We start from the raw sequence: 19,312 nt of genomic DNA on the forward strand, positions 1-19,312 counted from the left end.
GAGGAGAGGACCCGCTATGAGTCGCGAGTGGACCGAGATAACCGTCATCGGAGAGGACGACACGGGCCTCATCTCCGAGGTGACCTCCTCACTGTTCAATCGCAACGTCAACATCCTCGATATCAATCAGGCCGTCCGAGACGGCACGTTTCGGATGATGATGCAGGTCGATACCTCGGAGATGGTGACGACTCGGCCGAAGTTCCGAGAGGACCTCGAGGACCTCGGCGAGCGGTTCGACGTCGAGGTACAGATAGAGTTCCCGTCCGACTGCCAGAACCGGTCTATCGCCGTACTCGTCACCAAGGAGAGTCACTGCCTCGAAGTGCTACTCGAGGCCGAGGACAACGGCGACCTCGGTGCGGATATCGAGGTGGTTATCGGTAACCACGACCACCTCCAGTCGCTCGCGTCGAAGTACGACGTACCCTTCCACGACATCGGCGACGAGAAAGGGACCCCCGACGAGGAGAGGCTGCTCGACCTGCTCAGCGAATACGGCGTCGACCTGATCGCGCTGGCGCGCTTTATCCGTATTCTCTCGCCCGAGGTCGTCTTCCGCTACGAGAGCCAGATAATCAACGTTCACCCGAGTCTGCTCCCCGCGTTCCCCGGCGCCGCCGCGTACAGACAGGCTCTCGAAGAGGGTGCTCGTATCGCCGGCGTCACCGCCCACTACGTGACGACGGACCTCGACCAAGGGCCCATCATCACGCAGCGTGCGTTCAATATCCCCCCGGGGGCCACAGAGGAGGACATGAAACGGCTCGGGCAACCGCTCGAGGCCGAGGCGCTCCTCGAAGCCATCCAACTCCACCTCGACGACGAACTCTCCGTACAGTTCGGTCGGACGGAGTTGGAAAACCCCGAAGAGACCGACGCGCAACTCGGCGCTCCCGACCAACTCAACCAGATCATTCCCGACGGTCCGATCGACGGTTTCGACGAGACGCCCATCGAGTTGGACGAGACGGCTACCGCCGACGACTGATTCCCGTACCGAACAGTCACCTCGTCAGTTCGTTCGCGGCGACGGCGGTGAGTGTTCTTCTTGAGCGGTTTCCACTTGGTTTCTGTCTTCGAGGCCGAGTTCACTCGGAGCGTACCCCTGCTATTTCACGGTGATCACGATAGCTAACGACGGAGACACCGGCCAACGACCCGGCGTTCGGCGGTGGAGACAGCCAGCAATTCGGTCGGTACCGCCGCGGCGGATGGTTCGGGACTCGCTCCGTTCGAGACTGGCAAGGAACCACGTCAATCGGCCGGTGAAATGTCCCGAGCGGCACGAGCGCTCGTGTTCGCTCTCCCCGAATATCAGGAAGAGGAGTAAAAGAGGCGACGGTACCGCTGCTCGCGGGAGGTAGCTCTCTGTTCCGGACTAGTGACCGAGCCGCGGTTTCCACCACATCAGAGTATCAAAAATGTGTTAGTTTATGCTTGGGATGTTCGTTGGGTGACGAATTGAGGATATTGTGGCTACTGAGCGCCTCTCAGGAGGGTTCTGAGTTAGAACTCCCGGGGGCACCGGTGTATTTAACATACTGACGGCAAGAATCGGCTGTAACAGAGATGAATGCCACGGACCTTCCTGATCAGTCGACGACTGTCGTCATCGGCGCGGGCGCGGTCGGGTGCAGCGTCGCATACCACTTGACGGAACTCGGCGCCGACGACGTCACCGTCGTCGACCAAGGCCCGCTTCCCGTCACCGGCGGGTCGTCGGTCCACGCGCCGGGGATCATGTTTCAGACGTCGCCGTCGAAGGTACAGACGAAGGCCGCCTACTACACCAGTCGCTTCCTCTCGGACATCGGCACGTACGACGAGGTCGGCGGCATCGAGACCGCCCGAAGCGAGGAGCGTATGGACTTCCTCCGACGTCGCTTCGAGTGGGCGACCTCCTACGGGCTTCCCGACCCCGAACTCCTCTCGCCCGAAGAGGTCGGCGAGCGACTCCCGTTGGTGGACGAGGAGGAGATTCTCGGCGGCTACTACTCCCCGACCGACGGCCGCGTCGACGGCATCGAGACGCTCCAGTGGTACATCGAAAATACGCCCGCGAACTTCGTCGGCGACACCGAAGTGGTGGACCTCGAGGTGTCGAACGGCGAGATAACATCGGTCGTCACCGACAAGGGGCGCATCGACTGCGACCGCTGCGTCATCGCGACGAACAACTGGGGCTACCAGACCGGCCAACTCGCCGGGCTCGACCTCCCCATCGCGCCGGTCGAACACCAGTACGTCGTCACCGAACCGATGGAAGAGTTGGCCGACGCCGACTCGGCCGTCGGCGACAACACGGCCGGACTCGACGTCCCGGGCAACCGCGCCATCCAGGAGTACATGAGCGAGGGACCCAACCGACCGGTGGGCCGCGACCAGGACCACTCGCTGTACTTCCGAACCCACGGCGACGCGCTCGGCATGGGGTCGTACAACCACGAGGCGCTGTCGGTCGACCCCGAGGAGATGGGTCGCAACAGCGAGGACCAGCAGTCGTCGGTCCGCGGATTCACCAAGAAGCACTGGGAGCGCCCGACCCACCCCGACCGCGACAAATCCGCCAAGCAGGCGTTCGACGAACTCCTGCCGGCAAGCGCCGACCAGGAGTACGCCGTCACCGAGAACGGCATCTTCGTGTTCACGCCGGACGGGATGCCCGCCGTCGGCCCGACGGCGCAGGTCGACGGCCTCTGGACCGCGCTGGCCATCTGGTGGACCCACTCCGCCGGCTACGGCCGCATCGTCGCCGAGTGGATGGAGAACGGCGTTCCGCGGCTCCCCTCGGGACCGGTCGACTCCGGCGGCATCCACGTCCGGCGCTTCGAACCCCACGCCGGCGAGAAGGACTTCTTCGTCGACCGCGGCGCCAAGCGCTACGAGCAGGTGTACAGCATCGTCGAACCGCGCTGGCAACCCGACGACCACCGCGGACTGCGCACGAGTCCGTTCTACGAGCAGCAGCGAGACCTCGGTGCGGAGTTCGTCCAGAGCGGCGGCTGGGAGTCGGCGCAGTACTACGAGTCCAACGCCGACCTCGTCGACCGGTACGAGGACCAGATTCCGGAGCAGGACGGCTGGCAGGGCATCAACCGCTCACCCGTCCAGGGAGCCGAACACCTCCACACGCGCGAGCACGTGTCGATGTTCGACATGACCACCTTCAGCTCGATTATGGTCTCGGGCGAGGGCAGCGGCGAGTTCCTCCAGCGGGTGTGCAGCAACGACATGGACATCGAGGAGGGGAAGGTGCGCTACTCGCTCCTCTTGAACGAGGGCGGCGGCATCCTCGCAGACGTCACCGTCGTCCGCCTCGGCGACGAGGAGTACATGGTGACGACCGGCGGCGGCAACTCCCCGCGCATCCACGGCTCGTGGCTCGAAGAGCACGCCCCCGAGACGGTTTCCGTCCACGTCGAGGAGGGCGCGAAATCCACCATCGGCCTCTGGGGTCCGAAGTCCCGCCTCCTGCTCCAGCGCTGTACCGACGCGGACGTCTCGAACGACGGCTTCCCGTACTTCAGCGCGAAGCAGATGTACGTGGGCGAGGTGCCCGTCATCGCGTTGCGCGTCTCGTACGTCGGCGAACTCGGGTGGGAACTGTGGACGCCCAGCGAGTACGGCCGGCGCCTCTGGGAGACGCTGTGGGAGGCCGGGCAGGACCTCGACGTGCGGCCGATGGGCGGCGGCGCCCTCGAATCGATGCGCCTCGAGAAGGGGTTCCGCCTCTGGGGGACCGACATCGACACCGACTCGAACCCGTTCGAGGCCGGTCTCCCGTTCGCCGTCGACATGGAGACCGACTTCATCGGTAAGGACGCGCTCGAAGCCGCGAAGGAGGAGGGAATCGACTCGCGCATCACTCCCCTCACGCTCGACGACTCGACCGACATCGCCCTGAGCGGACGGCCGGTGCTGAAAGACGGCGAGGCGATCGGATACGTCCAAGCCGGCGACTACGGGTACACCATCGGAGAGTCAATCGCGTACACGTACGTTCCGAGCGAACACGCCGAAGCCGGGACGGACGTGCAGATTCGGTGCGAGGGCGAACTGTACGACGCGACCGTGCGCGAGGAACCGCTGTTCGACCCCGGCCGGGAGAAGATCATCCGGTAACGCGGGGTCCTTCGGCATCATCGATTCGAAACCGCGCTTCCGTCCACGAGCGATACGCGCTCGAAACACCCTCCCTCACCACACCTACTACCCATGACCGACGACGACGCGGACGGACTCCCCGTCCGGTACGCAGAGATCGAAGGGGCACGCGAACGCCTCGACGACGACAGTGTCGTAAAGCAGACGCCCGTCGAGCGGAGCACCTCGCTCGGCGAGTTCGTCGACGCGGAGGTCTACTTGAAGATGGAACACCTCCAGTGGACGGGCTCGTTCAAGACCAGGGGCGCGTACAACAAGATCAGCCAAGACGTCGAACGCGGCGTCGACGAGTTCATCGCCGCGAGCGCCGGCAATCACGCGCAGGGTGTCGCGCTGGCGGCGACGAAGTGCGGGGCCGACTCGACGATATACATGCCGGAGAACGCCCCGCAGACGAAGGTCGACGCGACGCGCGACTACGGCGCCACGGTCGAACTGGTCGGCAAGGACTTCCAAGAGACCATGTCGCGGGCGCAGTCGGCCGTCGAAGGGACGGACGCGGAGTTCGTCCACGCCTACGACGACACGGACATCATCGCCGGGCAGGGAACGCTGGGCGTCGAGATGTACCACGACTGCCCCGACGTCGACACGGTGGTCGTCCCCATCGGCGGCGGCGGGCTCATCTCCGGTATTTCGACGGCGATCAAACACCTCTCCCCGGAGACGCGCGTCGTCGGCGTGCAGGCGACCGGGGCGGAGACGGTCCACGAGAGTCTCGACAAGGGAATGCCGGTGACGCTCGACGAAGTCGACACCATCGCCGACGGAATCGCGACCGGCGGCATCTCGCGGACGACGCTCGACATCATCCAACAGAACGTCGACGAGGTGGTCACCGTCTCGGACACCGAAATCGCCCGCGCCATCCTCGTGCTCCTCGAACGGGCCAAACAGGTCGTCGAGGGGGCGGGCGCCGCGTCGGTCGCGGCGATTCTGAGCGACGAACTGGACGTGAGCGGCGAGACGGTGATGCCGCTGCTCTGCGGCGGGAATCTCGACATGACGCAGTTGCAGACGGTGTTGGTCCACGCGCTCACCGAACGACGACAGCTCCTCCAGCTTAGGGTGCACATCGACGACCAACCGGGGAAGATGCAGGAGATATCCGGCTGTATCGCCGCCCACGGAGCGAACATCCGCAACGTCCGCCACGACCGGTCCATCGAGGACCTCGAAGTCGGCGAGGCGTATCTCGTGTTCGACGTCGAGACCAGCGGCGTGGAGCACGCGGCGTCGATCGTCGACTCCCTCGAAGAGGCCGGCTATCCCGTCGCCGACGTGACGAAAGCCCGGCAGGACGCGTCTCGATGAGAGTCGCATCACCGCGGCCGAGCAGGGACTCGAACGCGGCGGACACAGCAGTCCGCAGCGCGTAAACGCGCTCGCCGCCCCCTTGCCGACGGAATCCGACGACCGACCCGATATCGGGAGAATCCGTCCCGCTCTCCATCCACAACCAGACACTATAACGAACTATACGTGAATATTTATCACTCTCCGTTCACTCCCCAACATGAGGTTGTGTATCATACGACAGCACGGCCAGACGAGACGCTGGGCGACTTGACCGCGACGACTCCGAGGACGATGAACGCACGATTGACCGAGCGACCGCACCGTACTCGACCGGCGCGTCACCGGGTGGAACCACATGCCGGACGATGAGCGGACGACGGGGGAAACGTCCGAGGGACTGCAAGTAGAACTGTTCCACCCGGACTCCGACCGAGCACCCGGCGACACCAATATCGAGAAGTTCGGATTCGACGTTCACCCGGTCGTCTTCCCGATTTCGTTGGTGATCATCGTCGCGTTCGTCGCGGCGACCATCCTCCTCGGAGACCGGGCGTCCGAGGTTTACGGCGCAGTGTTCGCGTTCATCAACACGAACTTCGGGTGGTTCTACATCATCGCGGTGAACCTGTTCATCGCCACCATCCTCTACTTCGCCTTCAGCAAGTACGGTACCATCCGCATCGGCGGCGTAAAGGCGGAGAAGGAGTTCAGCGACTTCTCGTGGACGGCGATGCTGTTCAGCGCCGGGATGGGAATCGGGTTGATGTTCTACAGCGTCGCCGAACCGATGTGGCACTTCGGCAACGGAGCCTCCGGATCCATGGTCGTCCCGCCCGCGTTTACGGCGGACGGCGGGACGTCCGCGGCCGCCACCGTCGCGATGGCTCAGACGTTCTTTCACTGGGGGTTTCACCCCTGGGCCGTCTACGGCCTCGTCGGTCTCGGACTCGCCTTCTTCTCGTTCAATCGCGGTCTGCCACTGACGTTCCGATCCATCTTCTGGCCGCTACTCGGAGAGCGCATCTACGGGTGGCCGGGTCACGTCATCGACTTGGTGACCGTATTCGCCACGCTGTTCGGTCTCTCCACCTCGCTCGGACTGGGGGTCACGCAGGTCAACACGGGGCTCTCGTACGTCGGGGGCGACATCCTCGGCCTCGTGAGCGTCCCGACGGGAGATATCCCGCAGGTGGTTCTCATCGTCTCCATCACGGCGGTCGCAGCGCTCTCCGTCGCGGCCGGACTGGAGGGCGGGGTCAAACGACTGAGCACGCTGAACCTCTACTTGATGTTCGCCATGCTCGCGTTCCTGTTCGTCGTCGGACCGACGCTGTACGTCCTCGGAGTACTTTCGGGAGGGGTCGGTGCCTTCCTCGACAATCTGTTTCAGTTGAGCTTCTTCACCGGCATCGTCGGCGGGGGTGCACAACTCGGCGCGTACTCCGTCCAAGGGTGGATGGGGAACTGGACCGTCTTCTACTGGGGCTGGTGGATCGCGTGGTCGCCGTTCGTCGGGATGTTCATCGCGCGCATCTCGAAGGGAAGGACGGTTAGGGAGTTCGTTCTGGGCGTGCTGTTTCTCCCCGCACTGTTCTCGTTCGTCTGGCTGGCCACCTTCGGCGGCTCCGCGCTGTGGATCGAACTCGTCGGGAGCGGAGGCGTTGCGACCGCCGTCGCCGAGCAGGGACAGGCCACCGCGATGTTCGCCATGCTGAACCAGTTTCCGCTGGGGGCGCTCTCAGGACTCCTCGCGACGCTGCTCGTTATCACCTTTTTCGTCACGTCCTCCGACTCGGGGTCGCTGGTCATCGATCACCTGACCTCCGGCGGGAAGCACGACGTACCGAAAGTTCAGCGCATCTTCTGGGCCGTCACCGAGGGCGCCGTCGCGGCCAGCCTACTCGTCGGAGGGGGACTGAACGCACTGCAGACCGCCGTCATCACGACGGGGCTCCCGTTCGCGGTCATCCTCGTGCTGATGTGTTACACGGTGTACCTCGGGCTCGACAACGAGTACGAGATCCTCCGATCCGAACAGTTCGCCGACCGAATCGACCACCTGACCGCAGAGCAGGACGTGGACGTCGTGACCAACGACAGCGAACTCGTCACCGAGGTCAGGAGTTCCGACGCGGAAGGTGGTGACTGACGCCGTCGCGGTTCGATTCTCTTCCTCGCGGTCTCCCTCGTTCGGGATGTGTCGAGCGTCGTTCAGAACACGTCGGGAGTCCAGTCACTGTCTCGGACCGACTCGCGGAATCGCTCGCGGTCACCCGACGACAGTTCACCGACCGATTCGTGCGTCGTCGTCGCCGTCGCCGTCTCGACGCCCCGCATCGCCTCGCACATGTGCGTCGCAGTGACCTCGACGACGACCCCCTCGGCTTCGAGTTCGTCGGCCAGACCGGTTGCGATGCCGCTCGTCAGCGCTTCTTGCGTGGTAAGTCGCCGCGACCGCCACCGCACGTAACGCACGAGCTTCGAGAGTCCGACCATCGACGCCTCGGGTTTGTACGCGACGTGTGCGACCCCGTAGAAAGGGAGTAGGTGGTGCTCGCACATGCTGTACAGCGGGATGCCCGTCTTGATGACGAGTCCGTCGGTCTCCGCCTCGAAGGTTCGCATGGTCGGCTTCGCCGCCTCGCGTCGGCCCTCGGTGAGCGTCTCGAACATCGCCGGCACGCGGCGCGTCCACGTGTCGGAGACGCCGCGCGCGTCGGGGTCGCGGCCGACCGCCTCGAGCAGCAGTCGAGCGCCCTCGCGGGCCTTCTCGTGGTCGAAACCTTCCGCTTCGGTCGACCCGGTCGACCCGGCCACCTCGGCCGTCCCGGTGGCCTCGGTTGTCGGCGTCGCCTCCTCGGACTCGGTCACGCCGGTCGGGACGGTCGGTGACGTGCCGTCCCCGGCGTCGTAGCTGCGGTCACGCTGCTGGTCGTGCGGGTCCATCGCTCTGTCTTAGGCGGTCTGCGTGCAAAAAAGTGCGGTCCCCGAGGACGGCCGCCCTACTCGGTCGTCGCGATGGCCTCGATTTCGACCGCCGCACCTTTCGGGACGGCACCGGCCCCGACGGCGCTGCGCGCCGGCGGGTCCTCGTCGAAGTACTCGCCGTAGGACTCGTTGAACGCGTCGAAGTCGTCGATGTCGTCGAGGTACACCGTCGTCTTGAGGACGTCGTCCAGCGACAGTCCCTCCGATTCGAGGATGGCCGCGACGTTGTCGAGACACTGCTCGGTCTGCCGGCCGACGGACTCGTCGTCGAGCAGTTCTCCGTCCGTCGTCAGTGGAAGCTGACCCGCGGTGATGAGCACGTCGCCGTTCATCGTCGCCTGACTGTACGCCCCGACCGCCGCCGGTGCGTCGTCGGTGCTGATGGTCCGTTTCACGTGAGAGCGTACCGACCGGAGCCACCTTAAATCCCGGCCGCTCGGTTCACAGTCGCCACATCGTGACAGCCGCCGTACCAGTCGTGGATTCCCCCGAGGGAAGCGAACGAGAGCGACGGTGAGTCGAGACGACCCGTCTCAGGCGCCCGCAATCGACGAGCAGAAATTCTCGACGATGCGCTTGCCCGCGTCCGTGAGGATGCTTTCGGGGTGGAACTGAACGCCGAGATGCGGCCGGTCGACGTGGCGCACGCCCATCACGACGCCCCGTTCGTCGTTCGTGTACGCCGTCTCGACGAGAGCGCCGGGCAACTCGCCGCTCTCGACCGCCAGCGAGTGGTAACGCCCCACCTCGAACGGGTCGTCGACGCCGTCGTACAGCGCCGACCCGTCGTGGCGGACCTCGGAGGGTTTGCCGTGAACGACCTCGGGGGCGTGGACGACCGACCCGCCGTTTGCAGCGCACAGTGCCTGGTGACCGAGACAGACCCCCAGCGTGGGATAGTCGAGGTCGCGGAACACGGGGACGGAGACGCCGGCGTCGGCGGGGGTTCCGGGCCCGGGCGAGACGACGACTCCGTCGGGGTCGAGGTCCGAGATTCCGGCGACGTCGATTGCGTCGTTGCGCCTGACGACGACGTCGTCGAACTCGCCGACGTACTGGACGAGGTTGTACGCGAACGAGTCGTAGTTGTCGACGATGAGTATCATCTCACCGGGCCCCCTCGAGCGTGTCGGCGGACTCGACGGCGAACGACCCCCGCTCGCCGAGCGCCTCGTCGACGGCGTTGACGAGCGCCCGGGCCTTATCCAGCGTCTCCTCGTACTCCGAGACCGGGTCGGAGTCGTGGACGATACCGGCGCCGACGCGCAGGCGATACTCGCCGCCGCGGCGGACGAGCGTCCGGATCGTGATGTTCAGCGTCGCTCGGTCGTCGAAGCCGAACACGCCGATGCTCCCGGTGTAGGGGCCCCGGCGGCTCGCCTCCACTTCGTCGATAATCTCCATGGTCCGGGGTTTGGGCGCACCGGTAATCGTCCCACCCGGGAATACGGCCGCGACGGCGTCGGCGATGCTCACGCCCTCGCGGCGACGGCTCTCCACGAGCGAGACGAGGTGCATCACTTCCGAGTAGCGGTCGACCCGGCGGTACTCGGTGACGTCGACGCTACCGTACTCGCTGACCTTCCCGAGGTCGTTGCGCTCGAGGTCGACCAGCATCGCGTGCTCGGCCCGCTCCTTGTCGTCGCTCGTAAGGTCGCGCTCCAGTTCGGCGTCGGCTTCGACCGTCCCGCCCCGCGGTCGCGTGCCCGCGATGGGTTCCGTCGACAGACGGTTGCCCTCGACATCTAGCAGTAGTTCGGGACTGGCGCTGACGAGGTCGATACCGGGGAACTCGAGCAGGCCCGAGTACGGCGCCGGATTCACACGCCGCACGGCGTCGTACGTCTCGACCGGGTGGACGGCCGCGGGGGCGACCAGCCGGTGCGACACGTTCGTCTGAAACGTGTCGCCGTCACGAACGTGCTCCTTCACCCGACGCACCCGCTCGGCGAACGCCGCCTCGCCGCACCCGCTCTCGAACGTCGCCCGTCGGGTCGCGACCGGCGGGGAGTCGACGGCCGGCTCCCCGCGGAGCGCGGATTCGGCCAGTTCGTTGGCCATCTCCACGCCGGCCTCGTAGGCCGCCGCGGGCGACTCGTGCTCGTCGACCACGGGACAGGCGGTCACCCGCAGTCGTACGTCGCCCTCGGTCGGCGCCTCCCAGGCGGCGACGCGGTCGAACACGCCGAGTTGGAGTCGCGGGAGCCCGTCCGGGGCCGTCGTCGCCGGCAGGTCCTCTAGCTCCCGGGCGACGTCGTAGGAGAGCCAGCCGAACGCGCCGCAGGGGTACGGAACCTCGCAGTCCCCGCGGACGAGGTCCTCGCGGTCGAGCAGCGAGTCGATGGCGTCGACTGTCGGACTCTCCCCGTCCGGCGAGGCCGCGTCGGCGGCCACCTGCAGGCGCTCGACCGGGTCGACCGCGAAGTATCCCCAACCGGACTGTCCCCCGGTCGTCTCGAGGAACACCCCGTCAGCGTCGCCGTCGCGGGCCCGACGATAGGCCTCGAAGGGGTCCGAGACGGTGACCCTCACCTCCACGGGGACCCGGGCCCCGACCGGGGCCGAGGCCGCGGTCCCGACGAACGATGCGCGCTCCGTGACGACTGACGGCTGGTTCATGTGAATCGGACAGCCCTGAGGGGGGACCGGCGGTCAGTTTCCATCGTTACTCGAACCGAGATGTCCGTTCACAAAAAAACCTTCTTCCGCGCCGGCGTCCCCTGCTGGAGTTCCGCGGTCCGGCCGGTTCACCGTCCCCGAAGAAGTTCCACGGGGGGTGGCTTCAATGGGTGGAAGATGACTCACGATGGCTTATTAGGATAGATGAGGAGACGGGAATAGAGAGCCCGTCCAGCGCGACGTTCGCCGGCACGTCGGCCCGCCGCCACAGGAGTGTGGCACGCGGCGCAGCGCATCCGGACCGGGGCCGGTCCGAACGTCGGCGACGGCGCCATCATCCACCATGACCACCATCATCGACGGAAAGGAGATTGCGGACCGAATACGGGCAGACGTATCGGACTGTGCGGCGCACCTCGCCGACGAAGGCGTGACCCCTGGACTCGCGACGGTCCTGATGAGCGACGACGGAGCCAGCGAGACCTACGTGTCGATGAAACAGCGGGCCTGCGAGGAGACCGGAATCGAGGGAATCCATCGGGTGCTCGACCCCGAGGCCTCGGCCGAGACCCTCCTCCGACAGATAGACGATTTCAACGACGACCCGAGGGTACACGGCATCCTCGTTCAGATGCCGGTACCGGACCACGTCGACTCTCAGGCCGTACTGGAACGCGTCGACCCGATGAAAGACGTAGACGGATTTCACCCCGAGAACGTCGGACGGCTCGTAACCGGGAACACTCGGTACAAGCCCTGTACTCCCCACGGAATCCAGAAGCTCCTCGAAGCCGCCGACATCGAAACCGAAGGGAAAGACGCGGTCGTCGTCGGCCGGTCCGACATCGTGGGGAAGCCGATGGCGAACCTCCTCGTCCAGAAAGCGCCGCGGGGCAACGCCACCACGACGGTCTGTCACTCCCGCACCGACGACCTCGCAGAGAAGACCCGAACGGCCGACATCGTGATCGCCGCGGCGGGCGTCCCCGAGATGATCACCGGCGACATGCTTTCGGAGGGCTGTACGGTAATCGACGTCGGCGTCAACAGAGTCGACGCCGAGACGGAGAAGGGGTACGAACTGGTCGGTGACGTAGCGTTCGAGAGCGCGAGCGAGAAAGCGGACGTCATCACTCCCGTCCCCGGCGGTGTCGGTCCCATGACCATCGCGATGCTGATGTACAACACCGTCAAGGCGGCGAGCCTGCAGTCGGGCGTCGACGTCGAACTCCCCTGAGAACAGCCGTTCTTAGATCGTTCAGGAAGTGGCGACGACCCGTTTCGGCACGTCGAACGTCTTCTCCGGTGAAGGGTCCCGACTCCGCTCCGAACTCGAAGCCACCTCCTCCACCGAGTGTCGCGGCCGCTGACTCCGCCTGCGTCCGCTCTGTTCTACAACATCCGAAACTCCGGGTGTCAACGTCCGTTAGAACCATCTTGAGAACTGTCGTGGGTCTTCGCGACTGAACGGCGTCGATAGCTTCCGCTCCGTCTCACTCGGTGTGGGACTTTCGTTCGGAAATCATAGTCATCTTCATACTATTCTGTTTACCTGTGCAAAATTGACTGGCTCCAGTTCTTACTATTTTTGGAGTCTCCGTTTGCTTCGCCGTCCCTCCGCCCGTGCGAACGAAATCACATACGACGTTTCCCGTCGAGACAGCTAGACGATATTTCGAGTCGTTGATTCGGTGAGTACAGCTGATACCGCCGACAAGCCCGTTTCCGGTGTCTCGTCGCCGCCGACCTGTATTCGATAGATGAAACTACACCCTCGGCCGGCCCTGTCAAAGCCGTTTGGCGAACCCACGACATTGCTTCTGCGGGAAACAATCTGTTCGTATCTCGAAGGATTTCGGGTTCGAGAACTGCGCTTCGGGAACCTACGAAAACTTCGGCCGGTCGCCGGTTGAACTGCCTAAGCCCCTAGCGAGGAGAATTAGTCCGGTAGCACCTACTCGTATCCGGGAGAGCGGACAGTCCTCAGTCGGTAACCGTCTTTATTTACCATCGTCCGTTACGGAGCTAGTAGTGTAATTTTCTTCGGTAATCGGGGTCGGCGTTGAGAACTCAGCGGTCGCGTGTGACGACGGTGCGCATCACTTTCGGGCGCGTCTTCCGCACGTGGGGAAATTACGAGCCATCGACTCGTCAGACATTAGTAACAATAACGACGGAAACCGGGGGTGCGTCGGTATGTAGGAACGGGAGACACCTCGAAAGATGTAGTGACATACTGCGGCCTCTCTATCGACGTCCGCGAATCACTACCGACCGACGCCGTCTGAACCTAATTACACCCGTCCACCGGCCGAACGCGGGACGTTCCGCATCGGTGAACAGTATATCCGCGTATACGCTGGCGTGGTACATTCACGTAGGCGGTCATTAGTTCTCAGGAGGGGTGACGAACACGACCAGCGTCACAGAGGCGAACGTCACTCTGGTCGAAAGCATCGAGCGGTCCGGCGTCGAGTGGACCGGTTCGTTTAGCGTCGGAAAACGACTGCTCCGCCGGCAATGGTCGAGTATATCACGGACGATTCGGCAAATTCGTGCCGGTGTGACGAGGGAACCGTCCGTTCAGTAGACGAAGCGCTCGAACGGGCGGACGACGAACTGCGACTCGTTACAATATTAGGCATGTAATTTATCGCCGGCTCCCCGCCAGTAATCGTTTAGCCTGAGTAAACACGCAGGGGAAGTTCGACGGTCGTTCGCTCCGGCGAAATAATCGCCAACGTTTATGACCGGGTGTGACGAGTAGATGACCATGTACTCCGTGATAGTCGTCGCCGACGACCTCACCGGTGCGATGGACACGTCACAGGGGTTTGCGGCCCGCGGCTACGAGACGGCCGTCGTCGCCGACCCCGAAGCCGAGATAGGAGCCGTAGGAGAGGAAGGGGCCGTACTCGGAATCAACACCGACACCCGCTACGACGACGCGGACGACGCGGCAAGAAGCGTCTCCGAGGCGGTCGGAGCGACGCCGGCGCGGACCGTCTACAAGAAGATAGACTCGACGCTGCGCGGGAACTTCGTCGCGGAAGTGGACGCCGCACTGAACGCGGCGGAGTCGGAACTGGCCCTCGTCGCGCCCGCGTTCCCCTCCATCGGCCGAACGACGGAGAGAGGTATCCACTACGTCGACGGGACGCCGGTCTCGGAGACCGAGTACGGTGACGACGAGAAAGGACCCGCCTCGTCGTCGATACGCGAACTGTTCGCGTCGGTCGACCGGCCGGTCGAGACGGTATCGCACGCGGCGCTCGGGTCGGATGATAACGGAATCGCGGCCGCCGTCGAACGACACGACCGCCCCCCGGTTGTCGTCTGCGACGCCGTCGAGGACGACCACCTGGCCGACATCGCGGCGGCGGCGGACGGGTTCGACGCGCTGTACGTCGGGAGCGGCGGTCTGGCCGCGCACGTGCCGGTGCGGGGTTCGGAGCCCGACTTCGAGTTCTCGCGGCAGTTCCCCGACGGCGGGGCGCTCGGCGTGGTCGGAAGCGTCAGCGCGACGACGCTCGCGCAACTCGGGCGGGTGCCCGAAGAGGCGGTCGTCCCCCTCGACGGACCGGCTCTCGTCGCCGGAGAGGAACCGGACGCCGCCGTCGAACGAGCCGTCCGGCGGTTGAACGAAGGCCGTCCGGCGGTCCTGACCGCGGCGACCGACGAGGCCGCCATCGAGCGTACGCACGCCGCGGGTCGAGAGGCCGAACTCGCGTCGCCGGCGGTCCGCGAGCGGGTGGCGAACGGACTCGCGTCGGCCGCGGCGGCCGTCCTCGACGAGGAGACTCCCTCGGGACTGCTCCTGACCGGCGGCGACGTCGCGGTGTCGGTGATTCGGGAACTCGGCGCGACGACCATCCGACTGACTGGCGAGGAGGTCGAAGCGGGCATCCCCCTCGGGACGTTCGCCGATGGGGGTACCCCCGAAGTGCCGTTGGTCACGAAGGCCGGCGGATTCGGCTCCGAAGAGACAATCGTTAATTGTCTGGACGTGTTCTCCGAGAACGATGCGTAGTCACGAGCCCCTGATCGGAATCACGATGGGCGACCCCGGCGGAATCGGTCCCGAGGTAATCGTCAAAGCGTACCCGAAGCTACGCGAAGTCGCTCGGCCCCTCGTCATCGGCGATGCGGACGTCATCGAGGCCGCAATCGACGTGTGTGGCGTCGCTCTCGCGGTCGAAGCCGTCGAATCCGTCGCGGACGCGAGCTTCGACCGCGACCGAATACCGGTGTTGGACCTCGATTTGGTCGACGAACTCGTCCGCGGAGAGGTCCGCGAGGCGTACGGGGCCGCGAGCCTCCGATACGTCGAGCGCGCCATCGAACTCGCCGTAGCGGGGGAGATAGACGCCATCACGACCGCGCCCATCAACAAGCAGTCGACGGGGCTCGCCGGCAGCGAGTACGCCGGCCACACGGGGATGCTCGCCGACTACACCGACACGGAGAACTACTCGATGATGCTCGTCGAGGACGACCTCCGGGTGACGCACGTGAGCACGCACGTTCCGCTCCGAGAGGCCTGCGACCTGGTGACGACGGAGAGCGTCTTGGAGACGGTCCGACTCACGGACGAGGCGCTCCGCGACCTCGGCGTCGACTCGCCGTCGGTCGGCGTCGCGGGGTTGAACCCGCACGCCAGCGACGGCGGACTGCTCGGCGACGAGGACGACGCGGAGATCAGACCGGCGGTCGAGCGCGCCCGCGAGGAGGGTATCGACGCGACGGGTCCCGAATCGCCGGACACCGTCTACGTCCGCGCCGCCCGCGGCGAGTTCGACTGCGTCGTTTCGATGTATCACGACCAGGGACACGTCCCAATCAAGATGCTCGGATTCGCCGGCGGCGACGCCGTCTCCGGGGTCAACGTCACCATCGGACTGCCCATCGTCCGGACGAGCGTCGACCACGGCACCGCCTTCGATATCGCCGGGGAGGGTATCGCTTCCGAGCGCAGTCTCGTCGACGCCGTCGAGGTGGCGGTCGATATGGTCGGCGACGAGTGAACGACGGACGACCGAACGCCGGTCACGGTGGCGCCTCTCTATTCGTCCTCGACACCGATTCGCCCGAGATACCCCGGGAGATTCCGGGAGCGCCGCCTCTCTGACTTCCGGCGAGCCGTTTCGTTACCTTCCGTAACATATTTTAATCAACGTTCAGTACGAGCAATCAGAATGCTTGCCAAGACAGCCCACGGCCAAAGAGGCTGCCGTGACTTCGTCGCGACAGCAGCACAGACGCGAATCGGCGGACTCGACGGCGGTGGACGACCATGAAGATAAAGCAGACGATAGAGCGGATTCCGGGCGGGATGATGGTTATTCCCCTGATACTGGGTGCACTCACGAACACGTTCTTCCCGCAGGCGCTGGAGATAGGCGGGTTCACCACGGCGCTCCTGAAGGACGGGGCGCTCCCCCTCATCGCCGCGTTCTTGGTGTGCATGGGCGCCGGCATCACGGTCGACGAGGCGCCGCAGGCGCTGAAGCAAGGGGCGGCTATCACGGCCTCGAAGTTCGTCGTCGGGATGGGAATCGGGCTCCTGGTCGCCACCTTCCTCGGCAACAGTCTGCTCGGACTCTCCTCGTTGGCCATCATCGCGGCGATGACTAACACGAACGGCGGCCTGTACGCCGCGCTCGTGGGGGAGATGGGCGACGAGACGGACGTCGGCGCGATATCCATCATCTCGGTCAACGACGGCCCGTTCCTCACGATGGTCGCACTGGGGACGGCCGGTATCGCCTCGATTCCGCTCCTCGACCTCTTGGCGGTCGTCGTCCCCATCCTCATCGGCATGATACTGGGCAACCTCGACGAGGAGATGCAGGAGTACCTCACCAGCGCGGGACCGGTCCTCATCCCCTTCTTCGCCTTCCCGCTGGGAGCGGGCATCGACTTCGCCATGCTCGTTACCGCGGGCGCCGCCGGCATCGTGCTGGGCGTCGTCACGGTGCTCGTCGGCGGCGCGTTCAACATCCTCGCCGACCGCGCCTCGGGCGGCACGGGCGTCGCCGGCGCCTCCGCGTCGAGTACGGCCGGGAACGCGGTGGCGACGCCGGAGGCCGTCGCCGTCGCCGACCCCGCGCTGCGACAGGCGGCCGCCGTTGCGACGCCGCAGGTCGCCGCCTCGACTATCGTGACGGCGTTGCTCGCCCCCGTGTTGGCCAGTTTCGTCCACGACCGAGTGTACGACGACGGGTCGGGACCGGCCGACGACGCCGGTCCCGCTCAGTCGAGTCAAACCTCCGCGGCCGGCAACGAGTAACGACCTGAAGCGGGACGAGCCAGGGCGCCGCAGCGAACGCTCCCTCCACCGCAGTGCAGTCGACGCTCCGCGTCGTCGACATCGCGCCCCCATTTTCGGCTCCGTCCACATGCGTTCCATTCAATGATTCGTTCGGAGCAGATAGACTCCGATTCGGTGAGTAATACTTTCCGAATCAGATATATGATTTTACAGGTCGGAGAAAGGTCTAAAACGGGCAATAAAGAATTCTTCTTGGGTGTCTGTAGAATTGGATGCGCTAAAGTATTACTACATGTCCAATACTGGAGAATCTGTCCGCACATGGGATCACGAAGAGGTATTTGGAGGTGTATTTAGGTCAGGGAGGGACGCGTAATGGCGGAAGTTCTCTTCCTCCGGTCTGACGAAGGACGCGACCGTACGCCAGTAGCCACGGTGAGCGGCGTCTGGACCCGCTCGAGAAACGAACGGCAGACGGATGGTGATACATAGTGCGAGCGCATACCCGCGTCTTCAGGCGCGGGCCAAGCGGATAATTCTCCGGTCGAACGTGACTCGTACGCGGTAGCAGGCGGCTTCGAACGAGAGCGCGTCTGGCTTTTGCCCGCTCTCGTTCTCCTTCTGCCGTCTCAACTGCGGTCCGTATATCTGTACCTGTGGAACTTTCCGAGCCTACGACCTCGTCCCTTCGGTTTCGCAGTTTAATGACTGAAGAAGTGGTAGGCGGCAAGAGGGACGAGGTCCCTACCGAATGCTGTCTAAACTGCGCAACTCGGGCGGTCAGCACACTCGCTTCATACACGGGGGATTATCTGTCATGGACGCGCAACCCTTGCGTATGGAAGTCGATCTCGACAGTTTCAGTGCCCGCGACTGGGAAGGTCCCACGGACGCCGATCCGATGCGATTCGCCATGGTCGGACTCGGGTGGTGGACCCGCGAACAAGCGATTCCCGCCGTCGAAGAAGCGGATTACTGCGCGACGACAGTCTTGGTCAGTTCCAGCACCGAGAAGGCCGACGAACTCGCGGCCGACCTCGCGGGGGTCGAGGAGACGCTCACGTACGAGGAGTACGCCGACGGCGCGGCGACCGACGCCTACGACGCGGTGTACGTCTGCACGCCGAACGGACTCCACCGCGACCACGTCGAAGCCGCGGCGGCGCACGACAAGGCGGTCCTCTGCGAGAAACCCCTGGAAGCGACCGTCGAGGACGCTCGGGCGTCCGTCGACGCCTGTCGGGAGGCGGACGTTCCGCTGATGGTCGCCTACCGAGTCCAGACCGAACCGACGGTCCGCCGCGCCCGAGAACTGATCCGGGACGGCGCCATCGGAGACGTGGTTTCGGTGCTCGGACACATGTCGGACACGATTCTCGACTCCACCGACGAGACGAGTTGGCGGTTCGACCCCGACCTCTCCGGCGGGACGACGATAAACGACATCGGAATCTACCCGCTGAACACGATTCGGTTCGTTCTGGAGGAGGACCCGCAGGCGGTGTACGCTCGGACGGAATCCGAACAGCCGGCCTACGAGGGAACCGACGAGCACGCGGCGTTCCAGTTGGAGTTCCCCGACGGCAAACTCGCCTCGTGTACGGTCACGCACAGCGCGGCGGTGAAATCGAGTCTCCGGTTCGTCGGCACCGAAGGCGAACTGAGCATCGAGGGGCTGTTCTTCCCGAACACTCGGAAGGTGCTCAGAGTGTCCGGACCGGACATCGAGGGCGAGTATCGACCGGAGCCGGTCGACCAGATGCGCGAGGAGTTCGACTACTTCGCCAACCGCCTCCAGCGCGGCCTCGACCTCGAACCCGACGGCGAACACGGGATGGTCGACATGCACGCCGTCCGCGCGCTCTACGACTCCGCCGAACGGGGGCGACGCGTCGAACTCGACTCCTGAACCGAGGGGAGACAGCGGGAAGACATCACACGGGTTTATCGACTCGCGGTTGATTGATA

General features: G+C 64.8%; 13 protein-coding genes. 9 read left to right on the forward strand and 4 right to left on the reverse strand.

Annotated features, from left to right (window positions below; translation table 11 throughout):
- The first annotated feature begins 16 nt into the window (after positions 1–16).
- The 4 genes from NDI79_RS16425 (at position 17) to NDI79_RS16440 (ending at position 7,615) form a co-directional block, all read left to right on the forward strand.
- A complete protein-coding gene (locus tag NDI79_RS16425) occupies positions 17–991 on the forward strand; it encodes a formyltetrahydrofolate deformylase (protein ID WP_310929703.1) in 975 nt (324 codons plus the stop codon).
- A gap of 581 nt (positions 992–1,572) precedes the next feature.
- The gene (locus NDI79_RS16430) at positions 1,573–4,125 is read left to right on the forward strand and encodes a GcvT family protein (protein WP_310929704.1); all 2,553 of its coding nucleotides are present in this window, start codon (positions 1,573–1,575) and stop codon (positions 4,123–4,125) included.
- A gap of 93 nt (positions 4,126–4,218) precedes the next feature.
- Positions 4,219–5,481: a threonine ammonia-lyase gene (gene ilvA, locus NDI79_RS16435; RefSeq protein WP_310929705.1), complete on the forward strand. Its 1,263-nt coding sequence runs from the start codon at positions 4,219–4,221 to the stop codon at positions 5,479–5,481.
- A 340-nt stretch (positions 5,482–5,821) separates the two neighbouring features.
- A complete protein-coding gene (locus NDI79_RS16440; protein WP_310929706.1) occupies positions 5,822–7,615 on the forward strand; it encodes a BCCT family transporter in 1,794 nt (597 codons plus the stop codon).
- A 62-nt stretch (positions 7,616–7,677) separates the two neighbouring features.
- Here NDI79_RS16440 and folE read toward each other — a convergent pair whose 3' ends face one another.
- The 4 genes from folE to NDI79_RS16460 all read right to left on the reverse strand — a co-directional run bounded on the left by folE (position 7,678) and on the right by NDI79_RS16460 (position 11,073).
- Positions 7,678–8,412 carry a GTP cyclohydrolase I gene (gene folE, locus NDI79_RS16445; RefSeq protein WP_310929707.1) on the reverse strand — a complete coding sequence of 245 codons (735 nt, stop codon included), beginning with the start codon at positions 8,410–8,412 and terminating at the stop codon, positions 7,678–7,680.
- Between the two features lie 56 nt (positions 8,413–8,468).
- Entirely contained in the window at positions 8,469–8,849 is a 381-nt protein-coding gene (locus tag NDI79_RS16450) for a Rid family detoxifying hydrolase (protein ID WP_310929708.1), read from the reverse strand.
- A gap of 138 nt (positions 8,850–8,987) precedes the next feature.
- Positions 8,988–9,560, reverse strand: coding sequence for an anthranilate synthase component II (locus NDI79_RS16455; RefSeq protein WP_310929709.1), 573 nt, complete (start codon positions 9,558–9,560; stop codon positions 8,988–8,990).
- Between the two features lies 1 nt (position 9,561).
- Entirely contained in the window at positions 9,562–11,073 is a 1,512-nt protein-coding gene (locus NDI79_RS16460) for an anthranilate synthase component I family protein (protein WP_310929710.1), read from the reverse strand.
- 343 nt (positions 11,074–11,416) lie between these two features.
- Here NDI79_RS16460 and NDI79_RS16465 point away from each other — a divergent pair, with 343 nt between their 5' ends.
- From NDI79_RS16465 to gfo6, 5 genes are all read left to right on the forward strand, one after another.
- A complete protein-coding gene (locus tag NDI79_RS16465) occupies positions 11,417–12,310 on the forward strand; it encodes a bifunctional methylenetetrahydrofolate dehydrogenase/methenyltetrahydrofolate cyclohydrolase (protein ID WP_310929711.1) in 894 nt (297 codons plus the stop codon).
- Between the two features lie 1,536 nt (positions 12,311–13,846).
- A complete protein-coding gene (locus NDI79_RS16470) occupies positions 13,847–15,103 on the forward strand; it encodes a four-carbon acid sugar kinase family protein (RefSeq protein ID WP_310929712.1) in 1,257 nt (418 codons plus the stop codon).
- A complete protein-coding gene (gene pdxA, locus NDI79_RS16475) occupies positions 15,096–16,097 on the forward strand; it encodes a 4-hydroxythreonine-4-phosphate dehydrogenase PdxA (RefSeq protein WP_310929713.1) in 1,002 nt (333 codons plus the stop codon). Before NDI79_RS16470 ends, pdxA begins: the two co-directional genes overlap by 8 nt.
- Before the next feature lie 269 nt (positions 16,098–16,366).
- A complete protein-coding gene (locus NDI79_RS16480) occupies positions 16,367–17,362 on the forward strand; it encodes a 2-keto-3-deoxygluconate permease (RefSeq protein WP_310929714.1) in 996 nt (331 codons plus the stop codon).
- A gap of 820 nt (positions 17,363–18,182) precedes the next feature.
- Complete coding sequence (gene gfo6 / locus NDI79_RS16485) at positions 18,183–19,253, forward strand: D-xylose 1-dehydrogenase Gfo6 (RefSeq protein ID WP_310929715.1); 1,071 nt, start codon at positions 18,183–18,185, stop codon at positions 19,251–19,253.
- Positions 19,254–19,312 lie beyond the last annotated feature (59 nt).

It is taken from the genome of Halogeometricum sp. S3BR5-2 (genome assembly GCF_031624635.1).
Taxonomy (GTDB): domain Archaea; phylum Halobacteriota; class Halobacteria; order Halobacteriales; family Haloferacaceae; genus Halogeometricum; species Halogeometricum luteum.

Bases quoted from the DNA above. Each gene is read 5' to 3' on its own strand.
- NDI79_RS16465 (WP_310929711.1), top strand. From the start codon at position 11,417: ATGACCACCATCATCGACGGAAAGGAGATTGCGGACCGAATACGGGCA.
- pdxA (WP_310929713.1), top strand. From the start codon at position 15,096: ATGCGTAGTCACGAGCCCCTGATCGGAATCACGATGGGCGACCCCGGC.
- gfo6 (WP_310929715.1), top strand. From the start codon at position 18,183: ATGGAAGTCGATCTCGACAGTTTCAGTGCCCGCGACTGGGAAGGTCCC.
- NDI79_RS16430 (WP_310929704.1), top strand. From the start codon at position 1,573: ATGAATGCCACGGACCTTCCTGATCAGTCGACGACTGTCGTCATCGGC.
- NDI79_RS16425 (WP_310929703.1), top strand. From the start codon at position 17: ATGAGTCGCGAGTGGACCGAGATAACCGTCATCGGAGAGGACGACACG.
- NDI79_RS16455 (WP_310929709.1), bottom strand. From the start codon at position 9,560: ATGATACTCATCGTCGACAACTACGACTCGTTCGCGTACAACCTCGTC.
- ilvA (WP_310929705.1), top strand. From the start codon at position 4,219: ATGACCGACGACGACGCGGACGGACTCCCCGTCCGGTACGCAGAGATC.
- NDI79_RS16480 (WP_310929714.1), top strand. From the start codon at position 16,367: ATGAAGATAAAGCAGACGATAGAGCGGATTCCGGGCGGGATGATGGTT.
- folE (WP_310929707.1), bottom strand. From the start codon at position 8,412: ATGGACCCGCACGACCAGCAGCGTGACCGCAGCTACGACGCCGGGGAC.
- NDI79_RS16470 (WP_310929712.1), top strand. From the start codon at position 13,847: ATGTACTCCGTGATAGTCGTCGCCGACGACCTCACCGGTGCGATGGAC.
- NDI79_RS16460 (WP_310929710.1), bottom strand. From the start codon at position 11,073: ATGAACCAGCCGTCAGTCGTCACGGAGCGCGCATCGTTCGTCGGGACC.
- NDI79_RS16440 (WP_310929706.1), top strand. From the start codon at position 5,822: ATGCCGGACGATGAGCGGACGACGGGGGAAACGTCCGAGGGACTGCAA.